The 25,173-nt window shown below is 47.1% G+C and carries 20 protein-coding genes; 12 read left to right on the top strand and 8 right to left on the bottom strand.

Features of this window, described 5'->3' with window-relative positions:
• Positions 1 to 24 precede the first annotated feature (24 nt).
• Complete coding sequence (locus MKY24_RS25770) at positions 25 to 1,785, top strand: glycosyltransferase 87 family protein (RefSeq protein WP_339201135.1); 1,761 nt, start codon at positions 25 to 27, stop codon at positions 1,783 to 1,785.
• A gap of 132 nt (positions 1,786 to 1,917) precedes the next feature.
• Here the strand turns inward: MKY24_RS25770 and MKY24_RS25765 are convergent, their stop codons facing one another.
• The 4 genes from MKY24_RS25765 to MKY24_RS25750 form a co-directional block, all read right to left on the bottom strand.
• Positions 1,918 to 2,622 carry a Crp/Fnr family transcriptional regulator gene (locus tag MKY24_RS25765; protein WP_048481570.1) on the bottom strand — a complete coding sequence of 235 codons (705 nt, stop codon included), beginning with the start codon at positions 2,620 to 2,622 and terminating at the stop codon, positions 1,918 to 1,920.
• A 61-nt stretch (positions 2,623 to 2,683) separates the two neighbouring features.
• Positions 2,684 to 2,854, bottom strand: coding sequence for a rubredoxin (gene rd / locus MKY24_RS25760; protein WP_007432984.1), 171 nt, complete (start codon positions 2,852 to 2,854; stop codon positions 2,684 to 2,686).
• Positions 2,855 to 2,856: 2 nt separating this feature from the next.
• Positions 2,857 to 4,050: an FAD-dependent oxidoreductase gene (locus MKY24_RS25755; RefSeq protein ID WP_339201134.1), complete on the bottom strand. Its 1,194-nt coding sequence runs from the start codon at positions 4,048 to 4,050 to the stop codon at positions 2,857 to 2,859.
• 36 nt (positions 4,051 to 4,086) lie between these two features.
• Complete coding sequence (locus MKY24_RS25750) at positions 4,087 to 5,322, bottom strand: FprA family A-type flavoprotein (protein WP_053326373.1); 1,236 nt, start codon at positions 5,320 to 5,322, stop codon at positions 4,087 to 4,089.
• A gap of 224 nt (positions 5,323 to 5,546) precedes the next feature.
• Here MKY24_RS25750 and MKY24_RS25745 point away from each other — a divergent pair, with 224 nt between their 5' ends.
• The 9 genes from MKY24_RS25745 (at position 5,547) to MKY24_RS25705 (ending at position 18,594) form a co-directional block, all read left to right on the top strand.
• A complete protein-coding gene (locus MKY24_RS25745) occupies positions 5,547 to 5,888 on the top strand; it encodes a cupin domain-containing protein (RefSeq protein WP_071558067.1) in 342 nt (113 codons plus the stop codon).
• Between the two features lie 113 nt (positions 5,889 to 6,001).
• The gene (locus MKY24_RS25740; RefSeq protein ID WP_028540834.1) at positions 6,002 to 6,775 is read left to right on the top strand and encodes a class I SAM-dependent methyltransferase; all 774 of its coding nucleotides are present in this window, start codon (positions 6,002 to 6,004) and stop codon (positions 6,773 to 6,775) included.
• A gap of 273 nt (positions 6,776 to 7,048) precedes the next feature.
• On the top strand, positions 7,049 to 8,680 hold the full coding sequence (locus tag MKY24_RS25735) for a response regulator (protein ID WP_339201133.1): 1,632 nt from the start codon (positions 7,049 to 7,051) through the stop codon (positions 8,678 to 8,680).
• The gene (locus tag MKY24_RS25730) at positions 8,677 to 10,440 is read left to right on the top strand and encodes a sensor histidine kinase (protein ID WP_264454406.1); all 1,764 of its coding nucleotides are present in this window, start codon (positions 8,677 to 8,679) and stop codon (positions 10,438 to 10,440) included. Before MKY24_RS25735 ends, MKY24_RS25730 begins: the two co-directional genes overlap by 4 nt.
• Before the next feature lie 211 nt (positions 10,441 to 10,651).
• The gene (locus MKY24_RS25725; protein WP_023990912.1) at positions 10,652 to 12,319 is read left to right on the top strand and encodes an ABC transporter substrate-binding protein; all 1,668 of its coding nucleotides are present in this window, start codon (positions 10,652 to 10,654) and stop codon (positions 12,317 to 12,319) included.
• Positions 12,320 to 12,333: 14 nt separating this feature from the next.
• Positions 12,334 to 13,314 carry a sugar ABC transporter permease gene (locus MKY24_RS25720; RefSeq protein ID WP_023990911.1) on the top strand — a complete coding sequence of 327 codons (981 nt, stop codon included), beginning with the start codon at positions 12,334 to 12,336 and terminating at the stop codon, positions 13,312 to 13,314.
• Between the two features lie 420 nt (positions 13,315 to 13,734).
• On the top strand, positions 13,735 to 14,658 hold the full coding sequence (locus tag MKY24_RS25715; RefSeq protein WP_028540826.1) for a carbohydrate ABC transporter permease: 924 nt from the start codon (positions 13,735 to 13,737) through the stop codon (positions 14,656 to 14,658).
• Positions 14,659 to 14,719: 61 nt separating this feature from the next.
• Positions 14,720 to 16,852 carry an endo-1,4-beta-xylanase gene (locus MKY24_RS25710; protein ID WP_339201130.1) on the top strand — a complete coding sequence of 711 codons (2,133 nt, stop codon included), beginning with the start codon at positions 14,720 to 14,722 and terminating at the stop codon, positions 16,850 to 16,852.
• A 50-nt stretch (positions 16,853 to 16,902) separates the two neighbouring features.
• A complete protein-coding gene (locus MKY24_RS25705; RefSeq protein ID WP_069081202.1) occupies positions 16,903 to 18,594 on the top strand; it encodes a glycoside hydrolase family 43 protein in 1,692 nt (563 codons plus the stop codon).
• Positions 18,595 to 18,715: 121 nt separating this feature from the next.
• Here the strand turns inward: MKY24_RS25705 and hxlB are convergent, their stop codons facing one another.
• Positions 18,716 to 19,273, bottom strand: coding sequence for a 6-phospho-3-hexuloisomerase (gene hxlB, locus MKY24_RS25700; protein WP_075154913.1), 558 nt, complete (start codon positions 19,271 to 19,273; stop codon positions 18,716 to 18,718).
• Positions 19,274 to 19,278: 5 nt separating this feature from the next.
• Positions 19,279 to 19,914: a 3-hexulose-6-phosphate synthase gene (gene hxlA, locus MKY24_RS25695; protein WP_013312540.1), complete on the bottom strand. Its 636-nt coding sequence runs from the start codon at positions 19,912 to 19,914 to the stop codon at positions 19,279 to 19,281.
• Between the two features lie 560 nt (positions 19,915 to 20,474).
• Here hxlA and MKY24_RS25690 point away from each other — a divergent pair.
• Positions 20,475 to 21,350 carry a hypothetical protein gene (locus tag MKY24_RS25690; protein WP_023990907.1) on the top strand — a complete coding sequence of 292 codons (876 nt, stop codon included), beginning with the start codon at positions 20,475 to 20,477 and terminating at the stop codon, positions 21,348 to 21,350.
• A gap of 188 nt (positions 21,351 to 21,538) precedes the next feature.
• Here the strand turns inward: MKY24_RS25690 and MKY24_RS25685 are convergent, their stop codons facing one another.
• Together MKY24_RS25685 and pepT are read right to left on the bottom strand one after the other, a co-directional pair.
• Positions 21,539 to 22,375, bottom strand: a complete 837-nt coding sequence (locus MKY24_RS25685; protein WP_023990905.1) for a methyl-accepting chemotaxis protein — start codon at positions 22,373 to 22,375, stop codon at positions 21,539 to 21,541.
• A 200-nt stretch (positions 22,376 to 22,575) separates the two neighbouring features.
• Positions 22,576 to 23,811, bottom strand: coding sequence for a peptidase T (gene pepT, locus MKY24_RS25680; RefSeq protein WP_023990904.1), 1,236 nt, complete (start codon positions 23,809 to 23,811; stop codon positions 22,576 to 22,578).
• A gap of 180 nt (positions 23,812 to 23,991) precedes the next feature.
• On the opposite strand from pepT, the gene MKY24_RS25675 reads away from it, so the two are divergent.
• A complete protein-coding gene (locus MKY24_RS25675; RefSeq protein ID WP_025721381.1) occupies positions 23,992 to 25,056 on the top strand; it encodes a LacI family DNA-binding transcriptional regulator in 1,065 nt (354 codons plus the stop codon).
• The last annotated feature ends 117 nt before the right edge of the window (positions 25,057 to 25,173 follow it).

Below are 25,173 nucleotides of genomic sequence, written 5' to 3'. Positions count from 1 at the left end.
GAAACAGAGAGAGGTGCATCGGATTTGAACGTTTGGAAAGCGAACGGTCTGAAATATATACTTCTATTTAGTCTCATATTGTGTGCTGTCGCTAGTGTCGTTTCGTTATGGAGTTATTCAGGTAGTTCTGCGTCCCAGTCTGCGGCTGTTAGACAGGGCCCATCCGGCGGGTTCGGAGGAGGAAGCGGACCTGGTGGAGGTATGGGAGGACCGGGGCAACCTACCAACTCCTCCACTGAGGGAACATCGACATCGGGTGACAAAGGTACAACAGCCGGGAATGATACGTCTTCGGGCGGCAGTGGTGTTGCCAGAGACGGACAGCACAGAGGCCCCGGTGGCATGTCTGGTAACGGATCTGGTATGGGCGGTCCTGGCGGTGGTATGGGTGGTGGACGAAGTGGGAACTCCTCATCTGCTTATGCTACTCCGCTGGCGATTTTCGCTGCTTTGTTCTTCGGTGCATTCGTGTTTATTGCGTACCGTTTTCGGGCTCGTGAATGGAAGCTCGGGGAACGTAATCGGGGACTGATGCTGTGGACAGTGCTGGGTGTGGGGTTCTTTTTAAGAATGGCGATCGCCCCATGGATCTCGGGTCATATGGATTTAATGCTATTCCGGAACTGGGCTACGACAGCAGCGGATAGCTTATCGGGCTTTTACACGAATGGATCAAGTGATTATCCGCCGTTCTATATTTATATTTTATATGTGATCGGTCAAATCGGCTCTACGGATGCTTTCAGTCCCTACATGTCCGTACTGCTGCGGCTTCCCAATATATTAGCCGATATCGTGACAGCGTACATGCTGTACCGGTTGGCAAGCAAACGGGTCGGCTATGGAATAAGCCTTGGATTGGCTATATTCTACGTGTTTAACCCAGCTGTATTTATCAATTCGACCTTCTGGGGGCAGGTGGATTCTTTCTTTACTATGCTGATTGTGGGCATGATTGTGCTGCTTGTGGAAAACCGGGTCGGCTGGTCAGCCGTATTGTTTACGGTAGCCGTATTGATGAAGCCGCAGGGAATTATTTATGGGCCTGTTTTGTTCTTTGAGCTGCTGAGACAACGTAAAATACAGCCTTGGCTGTTGTCCATTGGCGGTGCCGTTGTGACGACCATTCTGGTCATATTACCATTTTCGTGGGGGCAGGAGCCGTTATGGCTGCTTGACCTATACAAGGGAACGGTCGGCGAGTATCCGTATGCTTCGGTGAACGCATATAATTTCTTTGCACTGATCGGTGGCAATTATACGCAGGACACTACAACGTTGTTCCTGTTCAGTTACCATACATGGGGTATGATCTGCATTGTGCTGGTGACTCTGTTTACGTGGTGGATGTATATCCGTAGTCGCAAACCACAATTTGCAGCGGCAGCTGCACTGGTGCTCATTGCAGGTGTATTTACCTTCGCTTCCAGCATGCATGAACGGTACTTGTTCCCTGCGGCCGCGTTAGCTGTACTAGCGTATCTGTATTTGCGGGATCGCAGATTTTTGTGGCTTGCGGGTGGATTCAGTCTTACGATTTTCCTAAACACCTTCGATATTTTCTATAGCTCCAATTCTCGGGATCAATACGGTATTATTTTGTGTGTGACATCATTGTTCAATGTGTTGTTGTTTGGGTATTTGGTCAAAGTAGTGTGGGATTGCTCCAAATCGACCACGATTGAGACTGCTCCTTCCACAGACAGAGTTTCGCCAGAACTTCCTTCAGCGCGGCCTGCATGGGGAGCGTCTTCCCCAAGTGTGAACACAACAATTGATAGTTAGTGGAGTATAAAATACGGTGAAAAAACCGCCCTTTAACGAAATGGAAGTGGTTGATAGATCAACTGCAATCCATAAGTTAAAGAAGCGGTTTTTTGTTGTCCTCATGTTAGAGTAACATTGTATCTATGTGTCTCAATCCATATATTCGTTCAGTTTCTGTACATCGCAGATGGTAATCTCTCTTGTACCCTTGCTATGAATAATCCCCAGCTGTTCAAATTTTCCGAATTTGCGACTGATGGTTTCGCGGGTAACACCCACATAATTAGCCATTTCCTCGCGTGAAAGGGGGAGGTTTATTTTAATGTAGGAACCATCCGGCTTGCCGTATTTATGTCCAAGCTCAAGAATCATATAGGCGATGCGGATTTCCGGGTCTTTGGTAGCTAGGCTTTGAGCCAGGTTTTCGGTATGTGCCAAGCGTTTAGTAATGGTTTTGAGCAGCTTCAAAGAGATATCGGGGTTGTTGCGGATCAACTGCTCCATATCATCCTTGGTGAGCATACAAATATCAGTATCTTTTAAGGCATACGCACTAAAGTTACTCAGCTCATCGCTGTTAAAAATATTCAACTCGCCAAAAAAATCACCAGTTGTCAGAATGTGCAGAATTTGCTCCTTGCCCTGAGGCGTCATCTTCAGCAGCTTGACATGCCCGCTTTTAATAATGTACAGCGTATCGGAAGCCTGCTCCTCCACAATCAAGGCCTCGCCTTTCTGGTATTTTCGGTGTCGGATCATGGAGCTGACCTTACACAAATCTTCGCAGGACAAAGAGGAAAAGATAGGCACTTTGCGGGCACAGGGCTCCTTTTCGCACTGGCAGGGGCAGGACATCTCATTCACATTCATTCACTCCATTCATAAACCGGAAACTACAGGTTATAGCGCATGGTTGTTATTCTGTATCATCTATTGGGGCAAAATGACTTTGATCCTCACCACAGACTGGACAAACCCAGTCTTCTGGAAGATCCTCAAACGCTGTACCGGGCATAACGTCTTCATCGGGGTCACCGATAGCAGGATCATAAATGTATCCACAGGGCTGACATACATATTTTTTCATCTCTAGTTCTCCTTGTCATTCAAAATTTTTGTAAGCTCTGGTGCGTCCGGTTTGAGTCCCTGCATGATGGCTGTTTTGTATGGTAGTGAAGCAAGGGCATCTCCAAAGCCAATCACGCCGCAGATAGAGCCGTTTTGTATGAACATACGTGTATAAGAAGCTTGATTTTTAGTAATCAGGCTGGTGTCGCAGACTTGTTCATCTACTAGACCGATGGAAAAGAGAGGAGATTCATAGCAGTTCGAAAGGGTTACAGGGAGGGGACGCGGATAGCTGACGGATGCGCCCGCCATATTAGCGCCTGCTATTTTTCCCTGCTCCATTGCGCTTTCCCATAGCCCATCTACTCTACTCTGAAATTCGGCTGCATCACCTGCTGCATAGATATTGGCGGAGCTGGTCTCCATCTGCGCATTCACCAGAATGCCTTGTCCAATATCAAGGCCGATTTGGCGAGCAAGCTCCGTATTCGGTACAATTCCGATAGAGTACACGACATGCTCGCAGGGGATAACAGAGCCGTCCTGTAGTTCCACACCTTCTACGTGATCTGTGCCTTTAATACGTTTTACGCCTTGCCCAAGGAGTACTTGAGTACCCTGTTCGGTCATCCGATCGGTCAAAATAGCGGAGGCCTTTTCATCTAGCTGACGGGGGATAAGCCGATGCGAAGCTTCCAGTATGGTTACAGCATATCCTGCTTGCTGGAAGGACCAGGCGGTTTCCACGCCTTGAATACCGCCGCCGATGATACATATCCGGTCTCCCTGTCGCAATTCCCCTTTAAGGCGATCCGCATCTTGTCGAAAACGAATATTGTGAACGTTCCTTAGAGAAGCCCCATCCAGCACAAGCTTACGGTTGTGAGCTCCTGTACACAGCAGTAGCTTGTCATAAGCAACGGTTTGTCCATCTATTGTTTTGATAGTACAATCCTCTGGATGTATCTCGGTTATCTTGATGCCGGAATACACATGAATTCGTTGATTGGCAAACCATTTTTCCTTTTTGATCAGGATTTTGTCGCTGTGCAAATCAGTGAATAGTCCCTTGGAAAGTTTGACTCTGTTATACGGAAAGGATGCTTCCTCCCCGTAAATAGAAATTTCGGCCAGATCATCATGATCTCTAATCGCTTTTGCCGCGTTGACGGCGGCGACACTGCCTCCGATAATAACGTAATGTTGGTTACCCATTCAGTATCTCTCCTATTCGCTATACGCTACTGTGTTTTAAATAACACTAAGCAGTAGATCTGAGACAAATTCAGCGGCATTTTTAATTTTTTTCACTTTTTCAACTTCTGTAGGAGAGAAACGAATACGCACCGGGAATTCCACATGGGTCATACCCGTTGATTTGATTACATCTGAAGTGCTTTGGACCTTCATATTAGTACCATTCAAGTAATCCTGTACAACTTCAATGGCTTCCCCGCTCCAGCCGTAGGAACCAAAGGCAGCAGCCAGCTTGCCTTCCAGATTCATCTTTTGCATTTGTTGCAATAGGTCTTCCAATTTGCCTGTCATGTCGGCATATTTGGTAGAGCTACCGACGAAAACAGCATCTGCTGAGGCAATACTCTTCAATATTTCCGTTCCATCCGCTTTATCCACGTCCCATAGCTCCACCTTGATTTGGTTCTCCAAAAAGCAGTCTTTCAGGATGTTTGCCATTTTTTTAGTGTTATTTTTGAGGGTGGCATAGACAATCGCTACTTTTTTATCCTCCTTGGTTTCGGTACTCATAGAGGCGTACAAATCAATAAACTTGGCAATATCATGTCGGATCGCGAAGCCGTGGGAAGGTGCAATCATCTCAATTTCCAGATCGGCAACAGCTTCGATTAATGTGCGCACATATCTGCGATGTGGATGAATAATAGCCTGATAGTATCCGATAAAGTCCTCGGTGATATCAAAACCAGCCTCATCAGCAAATAGATGCTCTACAGCCACGTGTGTACTGAAAATATCGCAAGGGAACAAGATTTTATCTTCTATACAATACGTAATCATGGTTTCTTCTGTATGCAGATAAGGAGTTTCTTTGAATAGCAGCGTTTTGCCTCCAATGTCCAGTTGATCCCCATCCTTGATTACGAGGAAGTTGCGATGCTGAAGCTTGTACATTTGTTGAATTTCCGGAACGGCAATCTCAGTGCAGACAATCGTAGCGTTCGTTGCCTTGGAAGCAAGTGCCGCCAATCCGCCCGAGTGATCTGGTTCCGTGTGATTGACGATGATATATTGAATATCCAATGGATCGATCAATTCGGTTACAGCTTCGGCAAATTCTCTACCGAACGCCATATCTACGGTATCCACAATGGTTGGTTTTCCAGTTTTCAATAGATATGCATTATAGGTTGTACCCTTTGATAGTAGAAGACGATGAAAGGGAACCTCACGATTATCAATTTTTCCTACCCAATAAATATCCTTTGCCAGCTTGAATCCAGGCTTCATATGGAATAACCTCCTGCTTGTTTTGTTTATCTAACACAATTTGATTCTAGTTGGATGTGTCGATGAAAAAGATGATTGAAATCAAATTTTTAAATATTTTAAAAGTATTTTTACTTAAATTTAGTTTTGTGATTGCAATCACAAGGCGAGCGAAATAATCCAATACAATAAAGGTATTAATCCATCTTAAGCAAATTTAATTTCAAACAGGAGCGTGAACTAATATGAAAAAATCAAACCTCATTCAATTTCAGGAATATAAAGAAGCTGCGTTTACAAAACGAATTGTGCATAAGGAAGCCGACAATGTAATTTTTATTCTCAACTTTACTCCTAATGCCGAGCTACCAACACATAATCACCCAGGAGCGAATGTATATTTGCTTGTTCTTGAAGGCAGCGGGACTGTAACTGTGAACGGCGAAGCAACGGAAGTTGTCCAAGGGGATATCATTCATGTTACGGGAGATGAGCACTTTTCCTATCGTGGTGGTGCAGAGGTGAATTCCAGCCTGCATGTGGTGTTGACCCAAACGCCAAGTGAAAGCTATGCGCAAAACATATAAAAGAGGACACAGCAGCAACATGCTCATAAAAAAAAAAAGAAAATAGTTATTTTTTTCACTCGTATTGATAATGAATATCATTATCAAATTTTAAGAAGAGGTGTTAATAGCCAATGCAGACAGTAGATTACAAACAGGTGCCAGGGCACTGGATATTAGCAAGTCTCGGTAAGCGCGTGCTTAGGCCCGGAGGGTTAAAAACAACACGTTGGATGATAGAGGGACTTGACGTAACCGGGCAGGATGAGGTTATTGAGTTTGCCCCCGGATTGGGTATAACTGCCCAAATCACACTGCGGCTTAATCCCCGTCGTTATATTGCGATTGAACAGAATGAGAAGGCGGCTTCTATCGTAAAAACGTATGCAAGCGGAGCAAACCGGGAAGTTATTATTGCCGATGCTGAACAGGTTCCGTTGCCGGATGCCTCTGCGACGGTGGTATATGGGGAAGCCATGCTGACGATGCACACAAGAGCCAAGAAAGCGCAGATTATTTCGGAAGCCAGGCGGCTTTTGAAAACGGGCGGGAAGTATGCTATTCATGAGATGTGCCTTGCTTCTAACCATATTGAGCCTGCGCTCAGAAAACAAATTTACAAGGATTTGGCTACAGCCATGAGAGTTAATGCGACACCGTTGACGGTGTCAGAGTGGGAACAGCTGCTGAAAGAGGAAGGCTTTAAGGTCGTTAAAATCTATACGGTTCCCATGCACTTATTGCATCTGCCACGTATCATTCAGGACGAGGGCTGGTTGAGATTTGGAAAAATCGCCTTTAACCTTATGCGTAACCATGCTGCCCGGACAAGGGTTATGGGTATGCGCAAGCAGTTTGTAAAGTACGCCGACCATCTGCAAGCGGTCAGTATCATCGCTGAGCGATAGCCTGAATTCACGAATAAGAGAATAATAAAAGCTTTTTACGCAATAGCAAAAAAGGAGACGAACCCACATTCAGGGATTCGTCTCCTTTTTGTATATTTGCTGCTTTGGCTTGGCTGCTGGAGTGCACATGCTTTGCACCCCTCTATTCGTCATATAATAGGTGTAACGAAAATTTCCAATTTCTGATGTTTTACATTACCATATTGACTGAGATCATTGGAATAGTTAACTAAAATAATAAAATAGGCATACTTCAAAAGGAGGAAGCGTGTTATGAAGCTGCATCGAGCCATTGTGGTGGATGATGAAACCTTTACTCGCAAAGGGCTGCTTCAACTCATGGATTGGCAAGCCTGTGGTTTTGAAATCGTAGGAGAAGCTGATAACGGTGAGGATGCGCTGGAGCTAATCAGCCGTATTCACCCGGACCTGGTCATTACCGATATTCGTATGCCTGTGCTGGACGGATTAGAGCTGATCCGGTCTGTGCTCGAACAGAGTACAGAACATCCCGCGTTTATTATCTTAAGCGGTTATAGTGATTTTGCTTATGCGCAGCAGGCAATCCGCTATGGGGTTCATGATTTTATGCTTAAGCCGATTGATGAGGGTGACTTTTCGGCTACACTGCGCAAGCTGAGTGAAAGACTGCATCGTGAACAACAGAATGCACAACGATATCAGAATCACCATGCAGGTGGGCTGTTAGAGACTGTGATGATGAACCCAGTGGATGATGTAGTGGTGACACAGTGGGAGCAGCAGCTGCGGCTTGGGGAAGCCACGTATATGTACTATGTACTCGTCGAGCTGAATGACCAACATCCCTGGCGCTCCGGTGACGATGGTGTCATGCTATCACTTTTTCAGTTCAGGGAGCTTATAGAGCAAGCGCTTCATCGTTTAATGGATGGCAAGTACCCTCTCTATGTTCATGAGCATCGTAACCGGATTGGTCTTATCGTACCGGACTTCTTTTTGGGGTGTTTTGAAGGCAAGGTCGAAGTTTTTATGAAAGCGCTACAACGAGAGATAGAGGGGATGAAGACACTAAAAGGTCAGCTGGGAAGTCGGGTTTTCGTTTATGCAGGAAAGCCTGTGAATCGGTTGCAGGATATCCAGCAGTCCTACGCCTGTGCAAAGGAAGCAGTGCTCCATAAATACATTTATGACAATAGCGGTATTGTTGTATATCTACGGGAGGGAATGCCACCACTTCACTATAAGACCATCCCTCAGGACGTACTGGATCGCTTGACGGAACAAGTTGAGGAACTGCGGTTGGATGAGCTGCGTGTGGCCGTGGATTATTTATTTAGTAGTTTTCGGGAGGAGTGTTATGCACCTGAGGCTATGAAAATGAGTCTGCATCAATGCTTACTTAGTATCGTTCGGGTCATTCAAAACATGCAGGGAAATGAGCGCTCACTTCAGTCACTAGAACCGATGATGAACTGGCAGGACATGAACCTGTCCCTGGGTGAACTACAGCGATTGTTTACAGCTTTTGCAGAGGAAAGTGGAAGGTATATTGGGGTTCTGCGCAAGGATTGTCAGCAAGGAGGCATCCAGCACATCCGTGCTTACATTGAGCAGCATGCCGCCGAGAATATAAGCCTGAAAAGTATTGCGGCTCGCTTTTACATGAACCCGGTATACCTCGGTCAATTGTTCAGGAAAACGTATGGTGTGTACTTTAACGAATTTCTGCTGAAATTGCGTGTTCAGGAGGCGAAACGCTTGTTGCGGCAGACGGATCTGCGGATTTATGAAATTGCTGAGCGCGTGGGCTTCGGCAGTTCAGACTATTTTGTTACCCAGTTTGAAAAGATGGCGCACGCCACGCCTAGTGAATACCGCAATAGCCTGAGTATTGGCGACGAGCCAGAGAGGGCCGGCGAATGAAGATGCTGAGAACGACTCTTGATCATGTGCGATTGCGGGATAAAATGCTGCTGCTTTATTTTCTCTGTGTTTTCACGCCTGTAGTGCTGACCAATCTTATTTTTTACCATGTCACCTCGCAAAACGTGAAGGAACAGCGTATGCAGGATATTTCGCGCGCACTGGAACAGATTAAAATTGAATTTTACCGTGAATTTGAAGATGCGATGGAAATCTCGTCTATCTTTTATACTGATCATCAGCTCAATGAGGTATTGGAAGAAACATATCCCCACCCTGCTGACTATATCGCCGCTTATGACTCTTATTTACGTCATATCTTGAACAACACTTACAGTCCTGCATACCATTCCGTAGGTGGAATTACGATCTACACCAATAATTCAACGCTGCTGAATTCCGGGGGAATCAGCTTTATAGATGAGGGAGTCAGAAGTTTGCCCTGGTATACCAAAATCTCGCCTGGACGCCAGTCCAAGCCTATATTTGTACGTACCGATGACAGCACAGGTGAACAGATGTACCCTTTTAGCCTGATTCGGCGAATGAACTACTTTTATTCCCAAAATGGTCGTGAAAAAATACTGAAAATAGAACTGCGAATGTCGTCCATTCGGGAGATTTTCAATAACCTGAATTTGCAGGGAAGTCTCTTTCTGCTGAACGAACGAGGGGGAATCGAATATACAACGGACCCCAAAGTGGATATAAACCACAAACATGTAGCCTATAACACTCTCAAGCTGCCCGAGGACACGATGGAGTTCAAGACGAATTATGTGCTTACGAGCAATCTGAATGGCTGGAGCATTGTGGCTGCGGTATCGAGAGATGCAGTGCTGTATGAAATGCAGGAATCTCGCAATTTTGTGCTCTTGTTAACCTGTGTAAATATGCTGCTGCCTACATTAATCATTATTTGGATTACACGTTCGTTGAACGTGAGGATTCATCGTATTTTAAAGCACATGAAGAAGGTGAAAAACCAGCATTTTGAGCTGATTCGCGGTACAGAGTCGCGAGATGAAATCGGGCAATTAACAGGTGAGTTTAACCGAATGACGTTGAAAATAAAGCGACTGATTAACGATGTCTATATGGCCGATATTCAGCGAAAAAATCTGGAAATTCAGCGCAGACATGCCCAGTTGAATGCACTTCACAGCCAGATCAACCCGCATTTCCTGTTCAATGCGCTGGAGACGATTCGCATGCGGAGCTTGATGAAGCATGAGGATGAGACAGCGCGCATTATTCATAACATGGCACGGATTTTCCGCAATTCGCTGGTGTGGAACAAGGATCGGGTTACTTTGCGGGAGGAGCTGGAGCTAATCCGTTGTTTTCTGGAAATCCAGCAATATCGCTTTGGTGAGCGAATACAGTACGAAGTGCAAGCGCGCTCTGAGGACCTGGACAATCTGCTTCCCAAAATGGTCGCGCTGACACTGGTTGAAAATGCAAGCATCCACGGCATTGAGCCGCTAAAGCATGGGGGACGCATTGAGATACATTTTGAGCATGAGGAAGGACAACTGATTCTAACGGTTCGGGATGATGGGGTGGGCATGTCTGAGGAGCAGGTACAACGCTTATATGGTTACATGCAAAGGCAGGAAGAAATGGGTGAGCGTATAGGTCTACAAAATGTCATCTATCGTCTAAAACTTTACTACGGGAGCCGCTTTGAGCTTGCCATTCGCAGCGCACCCGGCGACGGTACGGAGATTCGAATTAGGATTCCTGCGGATCGGGAGTGAGGGTAGACAGCAACGCCTATTTTGCTTTGAAGGACCTTTACCTATAGTTTTCTAAGTAACACCTTTAGATTGACAGGTGAACGAAATGAACAGCATTTTATAAAATGAAAGTGCTTACAATTTAGGGAGTGCGGGATTTTCAGTGCTTGAGGTACGTGCGCACGATATTCACACACAATCGACAAAAGAGGACGAAAGGGGAGGGTCTGGCATGACAAGCAAAAGGTTCGGAATCATCACTCTGGTAATGGTTATGATGGCGTCTATGATCGCTGCTTGCTCAGGGAGCTCGGGCAAGGAGCCAGCGTCAGGAGATAGCAAGGAGAAGGTCACATTCACGTATTTTAATGCCACTGCGGGGAGGGACATTAATACCAAAGAAACGCGGATCGGCAAAATCCTGGAGGATCAGACGGGGGTAAACTGGAAGCTGGAGCATTTGGTGGGTGATTCCAATACGAAGATCGGTACATTTATTGCCAGTAACGATTACCCGGATGTGATAGTACCGGATGGCACGATCGATAAGCTGCTTGATGCCGGGGCTTTTATTCCCCTGAATGATTTGATCGACAAGTATGGACCGAATATTAAGCGTGTATATGGACCGTACTACAACTTGATGAAGGCAGAGGATGGGAACATTTACTTTCTGCCGCTCAGTGCGGTGGTAGGCGATTATTTACCTGCGCCTAACTTAGAGCAAGGAGCCTTTTGGGTGCAACGCAGGGTATTAAAAGAAGCGGGATATCCAAAAATCAAAACACTTGACGAGTATTTAGCCCTGATTCGTAACTATGCGAAAAAGCATGCAGATGAGGGATTGACTGGGTACCTGGCGTTAACCACGCAGGATAGGTTTTATGCTCTTACGAACGCACCGATGCATCTGGCAGGCTATCCGAATGATGGCGGCACGATTATTGATATGAAAACACACCGGGCCACGGATTATGGAGATATGGAAATCACAAAGCGGTATCTGAAAGAGCTAAATCAGCTCAATGTAGAAGGCCTATTTGATAAATCGTCCTTTGTGGACAATTACGATCAATATCTGGCGAAGCTGACTTCGGGTAAGGTGCTGGGCTTTTTCGACTACCGCTGGCAGGCGGGGCAGGCCCTGAATAATCTGCAGGAGGCTTCCAAGCAATCGGGCAATGATGATATGGAGTATATAGGGCTGCCTGTTGTATACGACCAGAATATAAAGGATCAGTACATTGATCCGTCGTCATTCGTTAATAACCGAGGCATAGGAATTACGGTCAGTGCCAAGGACCCGGTACGTATCATCAAATTTTTTGACAACCTGCTGACCGACGAAAACCAGGTGTTATCCAACTGGGGAATCAAGGGAGAAACCTATGATGTAGATAAAAAAGGACGCTTTTACCGGACTGAGGAGCAAATTAAGCAGACTGGTCAGGACGCGTTCCGCGAATCATTCGGGTTCAAATATTTTGAATACAGTTGGCCGCGATACGGTAGCGGTTCTACCCTGCCTGACGGCAACTCCGTTGGTGCCGGACGGCAGCCGGAGGTTGCGCGTATGTCCTACACCGAGGGAGATAAAAAGCTACTAAAAGTCTATGGTGTAGAGTCCTTCTCGCAAATGTTTTCCGCACCAGACGAGCGCCCATGGTATCCGGCCTGGAGTATCCCAATTGCTCAAGGTTCACCTGCGCAGCTCTTCCAGCAAAAGAAGGGGGACCTGCAGCGCAAATATTTCCCGCGTTTGGTGCTGTCTGCACCGGAGCAGTTTGATGCGATTTGGAGTGAATACACTACTGAATTTAACAAGCTGGATGTAAAGGCGTATGAGGAGCTGATCACGAAGGAGGTTGCCAAAAAAATCGAGAATCCCGGTAAAAAATAAAGGAGGAAGCAGCTATGGGCCACTCGTCACCACCAGCAGTCACGATCTCCCCGGATCAGTTGCCGCCCTCGCGGCGAACCGGCTTTAGGGGATTTATGCACAAGCTGAATCAGCAACGGGCACTGGTATGGATGTCCGTCCCTTTTTTAATCTGGCTGTTTATCTTCAAGTATTTGCCCATCTGGGGCTGGACAATTGCCTTTCAGGATTTTAAGCCTGCCCGCAAGTTGCTCGATCAGCAATGGGTCGGATTAAAACATTTCCATTTTCTATTTCAGGATGAACACTTTCTGCGGGTCATGCGCAATACGCTGGCGATGAGCTTTATTAATCTGGTGCTGGGCTTTGTCACCGCTATAACATTAGCGATTTTGCTGAATGAGCTTCGCCAGCTCGTATTTAAGCGGGTGGTACAGACGATCAGCTATCTACCGCATTTTATTTCGTGGGTGGTCGCGGCTAGTATCATCAGTACGGCGCTGTCTGCGGATGGCGGCATCATCAATGAGGTGCTGATGTGGCTGGGGTTGATTAAAGAGCCTATTCTGTGGCTGGGCGAGGGAAGCTATTTTTGGGGCATTCTCGGTGCATCGGAGGTATGGAAAAATGTCGGCTGGAACACCATCATTTATTTGGCCGCGATGACGATGATTGATCCCTCGCAGTATGAAGCGGCCGAGATGGATGGAGCAGGGCGTTTTCAGCGGATTTGGCATGTGACATTACCCGGATTGAAGCCTGTATTTATCATCCTGCTCATTATGAACATCGGCAATCTGCTGGAATCCGGCTTTGAGCCGCAATACTTACTGGGCAACGGCATGAACGTGGATTATTCGGAGAATCTGGATATTTTCGTACTGAAATATGGGATCCAGATGGGTAATTTCTCGCTTTCCATTGCTGCTGGGATGTTCAAAACGGTAGTCAGCTTCATCTTACTGTTTAGTGCCAATCATATTGCGAAGCGGTTAGGGGAGGAGAGATTGTTCTGAGAAAAGAGTGAGTTATGGTGGGGGGACGGCCGCTTCGCGTGCGGATTGTTCTTCCGATCGCTGTTATCCCCGTATTCCTTTTTATCATAAAACATTAGAGGTTGGAATCCGGGGCTAGCTTATGCTTACGATGCGAGCTTTCCTCTGGAAAGCTTTTAGCCGAACGCTCCGCTTCTTCAGAACAATTCCGCCCGCTCCGCTGTTGCCCGCCATAAAGTCACTTTTTTAAGAACTGAGGGTAGTGGCAAGAGGAGAGCTTAAGGAAGACGCGTGACTCGCGCTTCCTTGGGCGTCATGATAGCTGGCTCAGCTTCGCTATCGCCATTAGAGGCTGTTTTTTAGGACTGTGCTATTCGAAGGAGATAGCAGAGGGTGCGCGATCCAAATGCCTAAACTATTTTTTAGAAAGGAGCGGAAGTCATGGGCAAAGGGAAGGCCGTACACGGGCGATTTCGGGCCCCCTCGGATCGAATTTTTGATGCGTGCAATATCGTGTTTATGCTCTGTCTGATGGTGTTCACGCTGTATCCGTTTTTAAATACGCTGGCGGTTTCGTTGAATGAAGCGAATGATTCGATTCGGGGCGGGATCTATTTGTGGCCGCGTGAATTCACGTGGAGTAATTATGAATATGTGTTCAAGGAAGCGACGATTTTCCATGCTACGCTGATTTCTGTATTACGTACGGTTGCGGGTACGGTGACCTCTGTGTTTTGCTGCGCGATGGTGGCGTATACGATCAGCCGGCCGGAATATGTGCTGCGCAAATTTGTTTCGATTGCTTTTATTTTAACAATGTATTTTAGCGGTGGATTGATTCCGAACTTTCTTCTGATTCGTGAGCTTGGGATGCTGGGGACTTTCTGGGTGTATGTCGTGCCGGGATTGATCGGGGTGTTTAATGTGATTGTCATTCGCTCCTTTATTGAGGGATTGCCGGAAGGGATTTTAGAGTCGGCGCGTATTGACGGGGCTGGGGAGTTTGCCACTTTTATGCGCATCGTTTTGCCGCTGTGTGTTCCCGTACTGGCGACGGTGTCGCTGTTTACAGCGGTCGCGCAATGGAATTCCTGGTTCGATGTGTTTTTGTACAATTCGTCATATGAGCAATGGAGCACTCTTCAATATGAGCTGATGAAAATACTGCAAAATTCCAACACGTCTGTTAACACTCAGGACTATGCGAGCCAATTCGCTGGTTCGGAAAATCTGGCGAAGTCGGTCACGCCTACCTCGATTCGGGCCACGATGACGATTGTCGCTTCAGTGCCTATTATTTTAGTTTATCCTTTTTTGCAAAAATACTTTGTGAAGGGTATGACCTTGGGAGGTGTCAAAGGATAGTAACTGAAATCCAATGGTGCCCAATACGAATTCAAAAAATTTGAGTGCGGGAGGGATTGCTTTGCGGCCATGTTGGGTTAAGCCTTTTTGTCTGGTGCTGGCTGGAGCGCTGTTGTTATCGCCTGTTGGTTGGTGGGGAGCGTCTGTAGCGAAGGCAGCTACGTCTATAGAACATTCCCCGCCCGTTGCGGATACGGTGCTGTCAGCGGGTGATATCCATAAGACCATTGGAACGTATGGATTTGAGCAAGGAAACAGCGATGGCTGGAAGCCTCGGGGAACTTATACCCAAATTGCATCCGTCACGGAAGCAGCATATGGCGGCACGCACAGTCTGAAGGCAACCGCCCGCACAGCGGCTTGGAACGGGGCGGAGCTGGATGTGAAGTCGCTGTTGCAGCCGGATGTAGAGTATGAAATTAGTGGCTATGTGAAGCTAGATGGTCATTCTGCGGTTCCGAGCATGGTTAAACTTACAGTGGAGCAGCAGCCGACAGGTGGGACTACGACATGGAAGACGGTAGCGCAGACGGAGACGGCGGATACATCGTGGATCAAACTTCAGGGGAAATATACTTTTACCGGGGGGATGGATGCATTGAAGCTGTATGTGGAAAGCTCGAATCCCGCGCAGGCCTATTATGTGGATGAGGTAGAAATAACACAGGTATCGAAGACGCCAACGGAGCCAACCAATGGTATCGTATCCGGGTTTGAAGATGGTACGGCTCAAGGATGGGTGTCCCGTATGGGAGCCGAGACCGTGCAGGTTTCGAATGCCGATGCACGAACCGGCTCATACAGTCTGCTGACAACAGGCAGACAAAAGACATATGCCGGCCCCAAGCTGGATGTGACTGCTACGATGCAAAAGGGCAGCCGATATACGGTCAGTGCCTGGGTGAAGCTGGCGCCGGGTGAGCAGCCTGCCAAGGTGAGGCTCAGCATACAGCGTGATCACCAAGGGGATAGTGCGTATGAAACTGTTGTAGGCGACACGGCTACTACGACAGGGGGATGGATGCATTTGTCTGGTACGTATACGCTTGCGCATGATGCAGACACCGTTTCTATGTATTTGGAAACGGCAGAAGGAACGTCTTCCTTTTATATGGATGATTTCGAGCTGTCACTTGTACCGCCGCTGGCTATTGAAAAGGACATTCCTTCTTTGCATGGATTATATGGGGGACAGTTTAGCATTGGCACGGCGATTGAAGCTTTCCAGACCGAAGGGGCTTACGGAGAGTTGGTACAGAAGCATTTTAACAGCGTCGTTGCAGGGAATGCGATGAAGCCAATCTCCTTACAACCGTCCGAGGGACAGTTCCATTGGGAGGAAGCAGACCAAATTGTGCAATTTGCTAGACAGCATGGACTGGAAATTCGCTTCCATACTTTGGTGTGGCATAACCAAACTGGGGATTGGATGTTCAAGGATAAGAATGGACAGCCGATGACGCCGACTGCTGAGAATAAAAAGCTTTTGCTGGATCGGCTGGAGACGCATATTCGCGCTGTTGCAGCCCGATATAAAAATGTCATCACCGATTGGGATGTGGTGAATGAGGTCATTGATCCTGATCAGCCGGATGGCATGCGCCGCAGCAAGTGGTATCAGATTACTGGTACTGATTATATTGAAAAAGCATTCCGTGTCACGAGGGAAGCGGCGGGCCCGAACGCACGACTATTCATTAACGATTACAACACACATGAGCCGAAGAAACGGGATTTTCTGTACAATTTGGTACGTGATCTGCTCGCTAAAGGTGTACCGATTGACGGGGTAGGCCACCAATCGCATATCCGCCTGGAGTTTCCCGCTATTAGCGAGATTGAGCAGTCCATAGAAAAGTTTGCTTCGCTTGGTCTGGACAATCAGATTACCGAGCTGGATATGGGTCTTTATTCCAATGACACAGATCGCTATGAAACGATTCCAGAATCTATGCTGATCCGGCAGGCTCACCGCTATCGGGCGCTGTTCGATATGTTTTCAAGGCAGCAGAATCATATCAGCAATGTGACGATTTGGGGTACGGATGATGGAAATACGTGGCTCAGCACGTTTCCGATAGCCCGGCTGGATAAGCCGCTACTATTCGACGAACGGTTAAAGGCCAAATATGCCTATTGGGCACTTGCTGATTCGTCCAAAGTCCCGCCGTTGCCAGCGGGGAATAACCAATGAATAGTTTGAATGAAACAGAGGAATAGGCTGTTCAAAAGGAGAGCTGGAGCATGGCTACCTTACGCTATACGAATCCGGTTGTCCCCGGATTTTATCCTGATCCGAGTGTGATACGCGTCGGAGAAGATTATTACATGGCGGCAAGCTCGTTTGAATACATGCCGGGCTTGCCCATTTTTCATAGCCGAAACCTGACCGATTGGCGGCAGATCGGGCATGCGTTGAACCGGCGCAGTCAGATTGATTTGTCCACTCGGAAAAGCTCGGAGGGCATATATGCGCCCACACTGCGCTATCATCAAGGTGTTTTTTATCTGATTACGACAGATGTGATGGGGATAGGTAATTTTTATATCATATCTATGAACCCCGCTGGGCCTTGGTCAGACCCGATCTGTATTCCTTACGGGAATATAGATCCGTCTCTGCTATTGGATGACGATGGGAAAGTGTATGTGACCGTACAATCCGGGGCAGATGCCGAGTCGCATATTATCCAGTATGAGATTGATATCACTACAGGTCAGGCATTGACAGAGCCTATAGCGATTGCTCACGGGGATGGCGGCGTATGGACCGAAGGGCCGCATCTGTATCACATCGGCAGCCACTATTATTTGCTCTGCGCATGTGGCGGAACGGGGCGTGATCATCGAACACTCGTGTATCGTGCGGAGCGCCCTTACGGTCCGTTCGAGCGTATGACAGAGCCGATGCTCACGCATAACGCTCTCCCTGCACATCCGATTCAGAACACAGGTCATGCCGAATTGGTTGAGGACACTCGCGGGGACTGGTGGGCTTTTTTTCTCGGTGTCCGTCCGGTGGTGGACATCGAGCCTGTGGCTGACCGCTTGGAGGCTGTCGAGCCTCAGGCTGAGGTACCACCTTCGTATAGCGTGCTCGGACGCGAAACCTTTCTGGCCCCCGTCCGCTGGACAACGGACGGATGGCCTACGGCTGACAACAACGCAGGCACGGTGCAATTGCACATGTCTGTAGACCGTCAGCCATTCAGTCTGGCGGAGCAGGCTCGCCCGCCTGCTTCTGCGCCGCTCGCGCCTGCAAAGCGTCATAGCTGGCGCGATGACTTTGGTGGTCAGCGGCTGGACTTCCGTTGGGCTGCTCCGTGCAGGCTGTGTGAAGCCTGCATCAGCCTGGAAGCGCGCCCCGGATGGCTAACGCTCATCGGCAATCGCCACACGCTGCTGGACGAAGCGCCGAGCGTATTCCTCGGCACCCGGCTGCGGCATCATCAGATCGCCGTCCGTAGCCGGCTTTATTTTCAACCACAGCATGAGGGCGAGGAAGCCGGCCTTGCGGTACGACTTAATGAGCACGGTCACTTTACGCTGGGTATTCGTCGGGATGGAGAAGGCAACATGCTTACTGTAGTGGTCTCGGTCGCAGATCAGGGAAAACGAACCGAATGGGTCTCTGTACCGCTGGCGGCTCCTGATATACCAAGCGGTGAAGGTATGGAGCTTCGCATCCTATCCGATGCGTATCATTTCGCCTTATCTTATGCTGTGCGTTCAGGCAACTGGGTACCGCTCGCTACGGTTCCGGCTTTTGTAGTCTCATCTGAAAGCAATGGCGGTTTCACGGGAGCGCTGATTGGCATGTATGCTGTATCGACCGTCGCTGTAGATGAACCGGTATCTGTCGCCGCGACTCCCGCATACTTTCAATATTTCTCCTACGATGGCTTGGACTATATAAGCCTTATAAGCCAAACCTGAAGAATAAACGTCCAAACGGTGTAGATAGGAAAGTCGCCTTATACAAGCATAAAAGCAGGCTGTCCTTCACATGTGACATGTAAAGGACAGCCTGCTTTGTTATCGTAAAGGAATTACATTTTTATTCCAAATTGGCGTGTTGGCCAAACATAGATTTGGAGGTCAGCTTGCGCAGCTCCATCGTTCTGAGTACCAATGCGTCACCGTATAACAGCAGGGTTTGTTCAAACAATGAGCCCATAGGCTGAATCGTTTGGTAGTCCTTGTTGGACGGGTCCTTGGCCGCACCAGGCAGCTTGACGATGATATCGGCCAGTTTGCCAATGGTGGAACCCGGGGAAGTGGTTAGAAGCGCCAGAGAGGCCCCAAGTTTCTTTGCTTTTTCTGCCATGGAGGTCAGGCTTTTGGTTTCACCAGAGCCTGAACCAATAATGAGCAGGTCGCCCTCGCTCAAACCAGGAGTTACGGTTTCCCCGACTACGTAAGCTTGAACCCCCATATGCATCAGCCGCATCGCCAGCGAGCGAATCATGAACCCTGAGCGGCCCGCACCTGCCACGAATACCTTATTCGCAGCGGCGATGGAGTGGATCAGCTGCTCCGATTCTGTATCACTGATCAATTGTGGAACCAATTGCAGCTCCTTGAGTACCTCGGATAAATATTGAGAGGTTTCCATTGGGATTAACCTTGTTTGATGAGCTGTTGCATTTGGGAAGCTACAGCCTTTTTGTCGTCCTCGCCAGTGATACCACCGCCGACGATAACCAGATCCGGTTGAGCCTTCACGACCTCAGCCAAGGTGCTCAGTTTAATACCGCCAGCCACGGCAGTTTTGGAGTTTTTCACGACTTTTTTGACGGTTTGCAGTGCTTCGAACGGGCTCTGTCCTTCAGCTTGCAGATCGTAGCCTGTATGCACACAAATGTAGTCAACGCCCAGAGCGTCGATTTCTTTCGCACGTTGCTCCAGGTTTTTAACACCGATCATGTCCACCAGGATTTTTTTGCCGCCTTGTTTTTTCGCTTCTTCTACTGCACCTTTAATTGTCGCATCTTCAGCTACAGCCAAAATCGTAACGATATCTGCACCAGCCTCGGAAGCTTTTAGCACTTCATAGCCCCCTGCATCCATAACCTTCAGGTCAGCCAGCACTTTCAGATTCGGGAATGCTTCTTTCATTGCTTTTACTGCATGAAGTCCTTCATTGATGACAATCGGCGTACCGATTTCTACGATATCAATATACGACTCTACTTCTTTTACCAATGCAATACCTTGCGGGATATCTACTAAGTCTAAAGCCAATTGAAGTTCCATGTTATTAACTTCACTCCTTAAGTGAATTTATATTTTGATGAACAGGTACATGCTCTGTTGAGTATTACTCTATACTTTGGTTTCATGCACAGGTTTGATTGTAAGGCCCCGATATCCGATTGAAAAGTACGCACTAATTCGTAACGTAGTTACCCCGACGATACTATAGCATCATAAAAACCATTCATGAGAGAGCCTGCATTTTGTCTTCTTTAGCATTATTTCTATAAGGGGAGTCGATTATTCGTAACCAAGGATTTTGCAAAAATCCCATAAGCGACTTCCAATGAACAAGATATAGATCGAAATGGTTTAGTTCGTCTATATCTTGCACTTCGGAGCGACTGGAATCGAATTTTGCAAAATCCATAACCATACACAGCAATGTAAGGTTGCAAAAAAAGAAGGTAGCGATGATTAAATTGACTTCAAGTTAGGTTTTGACTATATTTGTAATATACTGGTATGCAAAAAATGGAGGCTAAGAGCATAACTACCCTGAAGAGTAGCCGCTGTGCTAAGGGGTAATCGCAATTTTCAGGATAGGGAGGCGGGTTTTAGTGGAAGAGGTCCTGAACCAAAGGGAAGCCATTTATTTGTTGTCGGACAGCCACGAACTCGATAAAGCTTGTGAGTTGTTTAGAATCAGCTACACACATAATGATTGGGATGAAGCGAACAAAGTAGCAGATTATCTGCATACGTTGGCTGAAAGCCTGTATCACACCCAACTGAGAAATGCTGCAGACGGCAAGTATGAGACATTGGACACCAAACACCCGCTAGTGTTTTATTATGCTTACAGTTATCTGGCGAAGTCTATTTACTATCAGAATATGGGAAAGTATGAGGAAGCCAGAAACTATATTATGAAGTATAGCGAAATGGGCTGGTTTATGGGGCTGGATCAGAGCGGTCACGAAGAAGTAGAGAGATTCCGTTTCCTCGCCAAGGCCAATTTATTTACGATTGAATTACTTTCGGGGAGAAGGGAACTTTTGCCTGAGTACGTTCAATTTCTTCACGACAATGAAGAGGAGCTACTTCCAGGATTGGTTGGTATTGCCGAAGCGGCTAACTTGAATAATTGGAATATAGACGACCTGCTGAACGATTTTGCTGATGATATTAAGATATTTGAAGGTTATGAAGATAGAGCAAACCGCGTATATTATTTAAAACTGGTCAACCAATTGGCCATTTACCATTTCAAGAAGAAGCAATACTCTGTTGCCTTAAATTATGTCCTTGATTCTCTGCAATTCTCTGCCAGTGTAGAAGCGGATGCCGATTTCAGGACATTGGTTGCTCTGTTTGAAACTTATCGAGATTTGGCAACACCATCACAGCAAGAGCAATACCAAACCATTTTATTAAGGGGGCTTCATAATGAAAAAGGCATTAATCTCGGTAACTATGGTCTTGGCGTTTCTTAGTATTGCTCTTCCGGTGGGAAATATTTTGGGAGGGTTAGACCCAGTGTTTCCTTCAAATCATGGTGTTTTTTCTTATACTGCTTGAGTTTCAGATTTAGACCATCAAGCCAGATAGGGCTTTTGTACATAAAGGGAGCACACTTTTACGCATTTTGCGATCAGTGTGCTCCCCTTTTTTATCCCAAGATTTATTTTATGGCATACGAAGTCAGGTCATTGGCCAGATGTTGCATCGTTTCACTCGCCTTTTGCATACGCTCCATCACTTCAGTGAAGGAGCCTACCAGAGTCGCCTGCTCCTGAGAAGAAGAAACAATTTGCTCAATTTCCTGCTCCATTTGACGAATGGAGTTTTGTACATCCTTAAGGGCTCCTTCAATATCGACCGTCGCCTTTTTGGATTCTACGGATAGCTTGCGCACCTCTTGAGCGACGATACCAAAGCCTGCTCCTGCTTCTCCTACACGTGCGGCTTCGATCGCTGCATTCAATCCAAGCAGGTTGGTCTGATCGGAAATTTCCTTGATGAACACAGCTACCTGATTGATTTTACCCGAGTTTTGTACGGCGATTTGAGTGTTTTTCAAAATCTGTTCACTGGTTGCCTGAAGCTCCTCGGAATGAGCCGCTACATGCTGTACCATATCAATGAGCTGCTCGGTGATGGAGCGATTCTCGGATACGATTTGATCCAGTTGATTTTTGTTAGTCAAATTATAAGAGGCCGCAAATGCTGCGATGACTTCACCTTTCTCGTCAAATACAGGGATACTGATCATATCAAGAGGAAACCCTAGAATTTCAGCAGGAATGTGGGTCAGGCTGGCCTCACGTCCATTTTTAAGCATGGCAAAATCTTTATAGTCCTCGAGCAGCTCCGAGCCTGTTTCAAAGCCGAGATCCATACCCTCCGATTGGGTATACATAAGGACATGAGTGCGGTCGAAGAGAGCAAGGGTCACTTTCTCACGCATAATCTGTTGTATGTAGGGAATGGCTGCAATTAATGCATCTATTGTATTCAAATAGATAACCTACCTTTCTTTACTAGATATATTTTTTATAGTCTCGTATATAGTTGTCGGTCTAAAGACGGATAAAAGTTATAAAGATATTGAAAATTTAAAGGGAAATGAAAGCTTCAGAAAAAAAGGCATACCGTTTCCATTACGGAACGATATGCCTTCTATTTAATCTTAACGTGTCAGTGCTGTGTATAGGTAGTTCACTTGCCGCGTTGCTCGAACAGTTGTGCGATTTCCACAATAACCTTGGTAGCAAGTACCATGTTGTCCACCGACACATATTCAAACTTACCGTGGTAGTTCTCCCCACCTGTAAAAATATTCGGTGTAGGCAGTCCCATGTAGGATAGCTGTGAACCGTCTGTACCGCCACGAATCGGCTTGATAATAGGTTCGATATTCAGCTTCGTCATTGCTTCATAAGCGACATCGACGATATGCTTGACTGGCTCTATTTTCTCTTTCATGTTGTAATACTGATCTCTCAGCTCCAGTGCAATACGGTTTTCTCCATATGCGGCCTGCAGCTCTTTGACTACATTTGTTAAATAAGCTTTCCGGTTTTCAAAGCTCTCGCGGTCAAAATCACGGATAATATAGTACAGTTTAGCTTGTTCTGCCGTACCTGTAGACTCCAAGAGATGATAGAAGCCATCATATCCGTCTGTATATTCCGGGGCTTCGTTTGCAGGTAACCGACTATGCAGCTCCATAGCGATTTTGGCAGCGTGGATCATTTTGTTTTTAGCCGTACCGGGATGCACATTCACACCGTGAATGGTAATATGGGCGGCTGCGGCGTTAAAGCTCTCATACTCCAGTTCTCCGAGCGGTCCGCCGTCTACCGTATAGGCATATTCAGCGCCAAAAGCGGCTACATCAAAGCGTTCCGGTCCTCTTCCAATCTCTTCGTCCGGTGTAAAAGCAACGCGAATTTTGCCATGTTGAATTTCTGGATGGTCAATCAGGTAGTGGATAGCTGTCATGATTTCTGCGATCCCGGCTTTGTTGTCTGCACCGAGCAGGGTGGTACCATCTGTTGTGATCAGGGTGTGGCCTTTATATTGAGTCAGTTCGGGAAACTCACGTGGAGAAAGAACCACACCAAGCGAAGCATTCAGCGTGATATCGCCCCCATCATAGTTTTCCGTCAATTGCGGCTTTACCCCTGCGCCAGTCAGCTCGGTAGCCGTATCGAGGTGAGCGAGAAAACCGATGACGGGAACCTCTTTATCCGTATTGGAAGGAAGGGTTGCCATCACATAACCATGATCATCAATGGTTACGTCTGTCATACCAATGGCTTTCAATTCGCCCACCAAAAGGTTGCCCAATGTGAGCTGTCCGGGTGTAGTGGGGCAAGTGTGGCTGCTTTCATCAGATTGGGTATCTACCTGAACATATGTAGTCAGGCGGTCAATCAGTTCCTGTTTCAAAGTGTGTATCCTCCTTGGTGTCATTTCTATTATGGTACGTATTTTATCATGATTAGGCTTATAATATGAAAAAAATGGTTGACCCTTTTCGGAATGACGGGTTGTGTTGCACAGGGGAGACGAGTAAGATAATAGTAAAATAAAAGTAAAAATAGAGTAAAACCATTAAAGGAGTCTGCAATGCCTACGTTAAAAGATATCGCCCAGGAGGCAGAGGTTTCGATATCCACGGTCTCCCGAGTGCTGAATTATGATGAAACACTGTCTGTTTCTGAGGAAACGCGGCGTAAAATTTTTGAGGTTGCCGAGCGCATGAAATATACGACGGTTAAACGTAAAAATGGCGGTATTGGTCGTCAGCCCCGCAAGAAGGCAGAGGGACCCATCCGGTTGGGCATGGTGCACTGGTTTAGCGCGTACGAGGAACTGGAAGACCCTTATTATCTGTCTATCCGGTTTGGCGTGGAAAAAGAGTGCCGCCAAAGCGGGGCGCAGCTGGAGCGTATTTTCAGAAGAGAGGACCTGACTGCGCTGAAGGCGTCATCCGAAGGGCTACATGGGCTGATCGTGCTGGGGCATTTTAGCAGCGAAGAGGTAGAACGTATGCTGGAACTGCCCATTCCTTGCGTCTTTCTGGATCATCCGGTAGAGCGAACAGGGGCAGACTATGTGGTCATTGACCTTGCTCACGCTGCGGCTGATGCACTGGATTATTTGATGGGCGCAGGCCATCGTCACATCGGATATGTAGGTATGGGCAAGGATGAGCAGTCCCATGATTCCGAACGAGTCGAGTTAGATGCCCGCTATGAGACGTTTTTGCGGTATCAGGAACAGCACAGGCTGTGCACGTCGGATGATATTCATGTGTGCGGCGGAACGGCGGCAGACGGCTTCCGTGCGATGGAAGCGGCTATTCTGGCAGGAACAGAAAGCCTGCCTACAGCCTTCTTTGTCGCGAGCGATTCGGTGGCTATTGGGGTGTTGAAGGCGCTGGAGCAGCATCACCTTGCGGTGCCGGAACGTATCTCAATTGTTGGCTTCAATGATATTCCGACAGCGGAATATTTGACCCCATCTCTGTCAACGGTCAAAACGCATACCGAACTGATGGGAGAGACGGGCGTTCAACTCTTGCTGCATACGGTACGCAACGGTGCAAACGAGGTGGGGCGCAAGGTCATCATTCCGACCGAGCTAATGATTCGCAACAGCAGTGCGCCGCTACATACCGATACCCAATAAAATCGACGTTATTGATTTGGACAGCCCCGGCTTACCGGGGTTGTTTTTTTGATATAAAAAGATACAAAAATGGATTGACAATTGCCTTGTAAATGCTTACATTGAACATATATTTAT

The sequence above is a fragment of the Paenibacillus sp. FSL P2-0322 genome (assembly GCF_037975315.1).
Classification (GTDB): Bacteria; Bacillota; Bacilli; order Paenibacillales; family Paenibacillaceae; genus Paenibacillus; species Paenibacillus polymyxa_B.
Note: the sequence above shows the minus strand (reverse complement) of the source record. Positions and strands in the feature narration are given on the sequence as shown.

What these genes read in the sequence shown, in the direction of transcription:
- MKY24_RS25765 (WP_048481570.1), bottom strand. Translation starts at nt 2,622, where the DNA reads ATGTCCTGCCCCTGCCAGTGCGAAAAGGAGCCCTGTGCCCGCAAAGTG.
- rd (WP_007432984.1), bottom strand. Translation starts at nt 2,854, where the DNA reads ATGAAAAAATATGTATGTCAGCCCTGTGGATACATTTATGATCCTGCT.
- MKY24_RS25755 (WP_339201134.1), bottom strand. Translation starts at nt 4,050, where the DNA reads ATGGGTAACCAACATTACGTTATTATCGGAGGCAGTGTCGCCGCCGTC.
- MKY24_RS25750 (WP_053326373.1), bottom strand. Translation starts at nt 5,322, where the DNA reads ATGAAGCCTGGATTCAAGCTGGCAAAGGATATTTATTGGGTAGGAAAA.
- MKY24_RS25745 (WP_071558067.1), top strand. Translation starts at nt 5,547, where the DNA reads ATGAAAAAATCAAACCTCATTCAATTTCAGGAATATAAAGAAGCTGCG.
- MKY24_RS25740 (WP_028540834.1), top strand. Translation starts at nt 6,002, where the DNA reads ATGCAGACAGTAGATTACAAACAGGTGCCAGGGCACTGGATATTAGCA.
- MKY24_RS25735 (WP_339201133.1), top strand. Translation starts at nt 7,049, where the DNA reads ATGAAGCTGCATCGAGCCATTGTGGTGGATGATGAAACCTTTACTCGC.
- MKY24_RS25730 (WP_264454406.1), top strand. Translation starts at nt 8,677, where the DNA reads ATGAAGATGCTGAGAACGACTCTTGATCATGTGCGATTGCGGGATAAA.
- MKY24_RS25725 (WP_023990912.1), top strand. Translation starts at nt 10,652, where the DNA reads ATGACAAGCAAAAGGTTCGGAATCATCACTCTGGTAATGGTTATGATG.
- MKY24_RS25720 (WP_023990911.1), top strand. Translation starts at nt 12,334, where the DNA reads ATGGGCCACTCGTCACCACCAGCAGTCACGATCTCCCCGGATCAGTTG.
- MKY24_RS25715 (WP_028540826.1), top strand. Translation starts at nt 13,735, where the DNA reads ATGGGCAAAGGGAAGGCCGTACACGGGCGATTTCGGGCCCCCTCGGAT.
- MKY24_RS25705 (WP_069081202.1), top strand. Translation starts at nt 16,903, where the DNA reads ATGGCTACCTTACGCTATACGAATCCGGTTGTCCCCGGATTTTATCCT.
- hxlB (WP_075154913.1), bottom strand. Translation starts at nt 19,273, where the DNA reads ATGGAAACCTCTCAATATTTATCCGAGGTACTCAAGGAGCTGCAATTG.
- hxlA (WP_013312540.1), bottom strand. Translation starts at nt 19,914, where the DNA reads ATGGAACTTCAATTGGCTTTAGACTTAGTAGATATCCCGCAAGGTATT.
- MKY24_RS25675 (WP_025721381.1), top strand. Translation starts at nt 23,992, where the DNA reads ATGCCTACGTTAAAAGATATCGCCCAGGAGGCAGAGGTTTCGATATCC.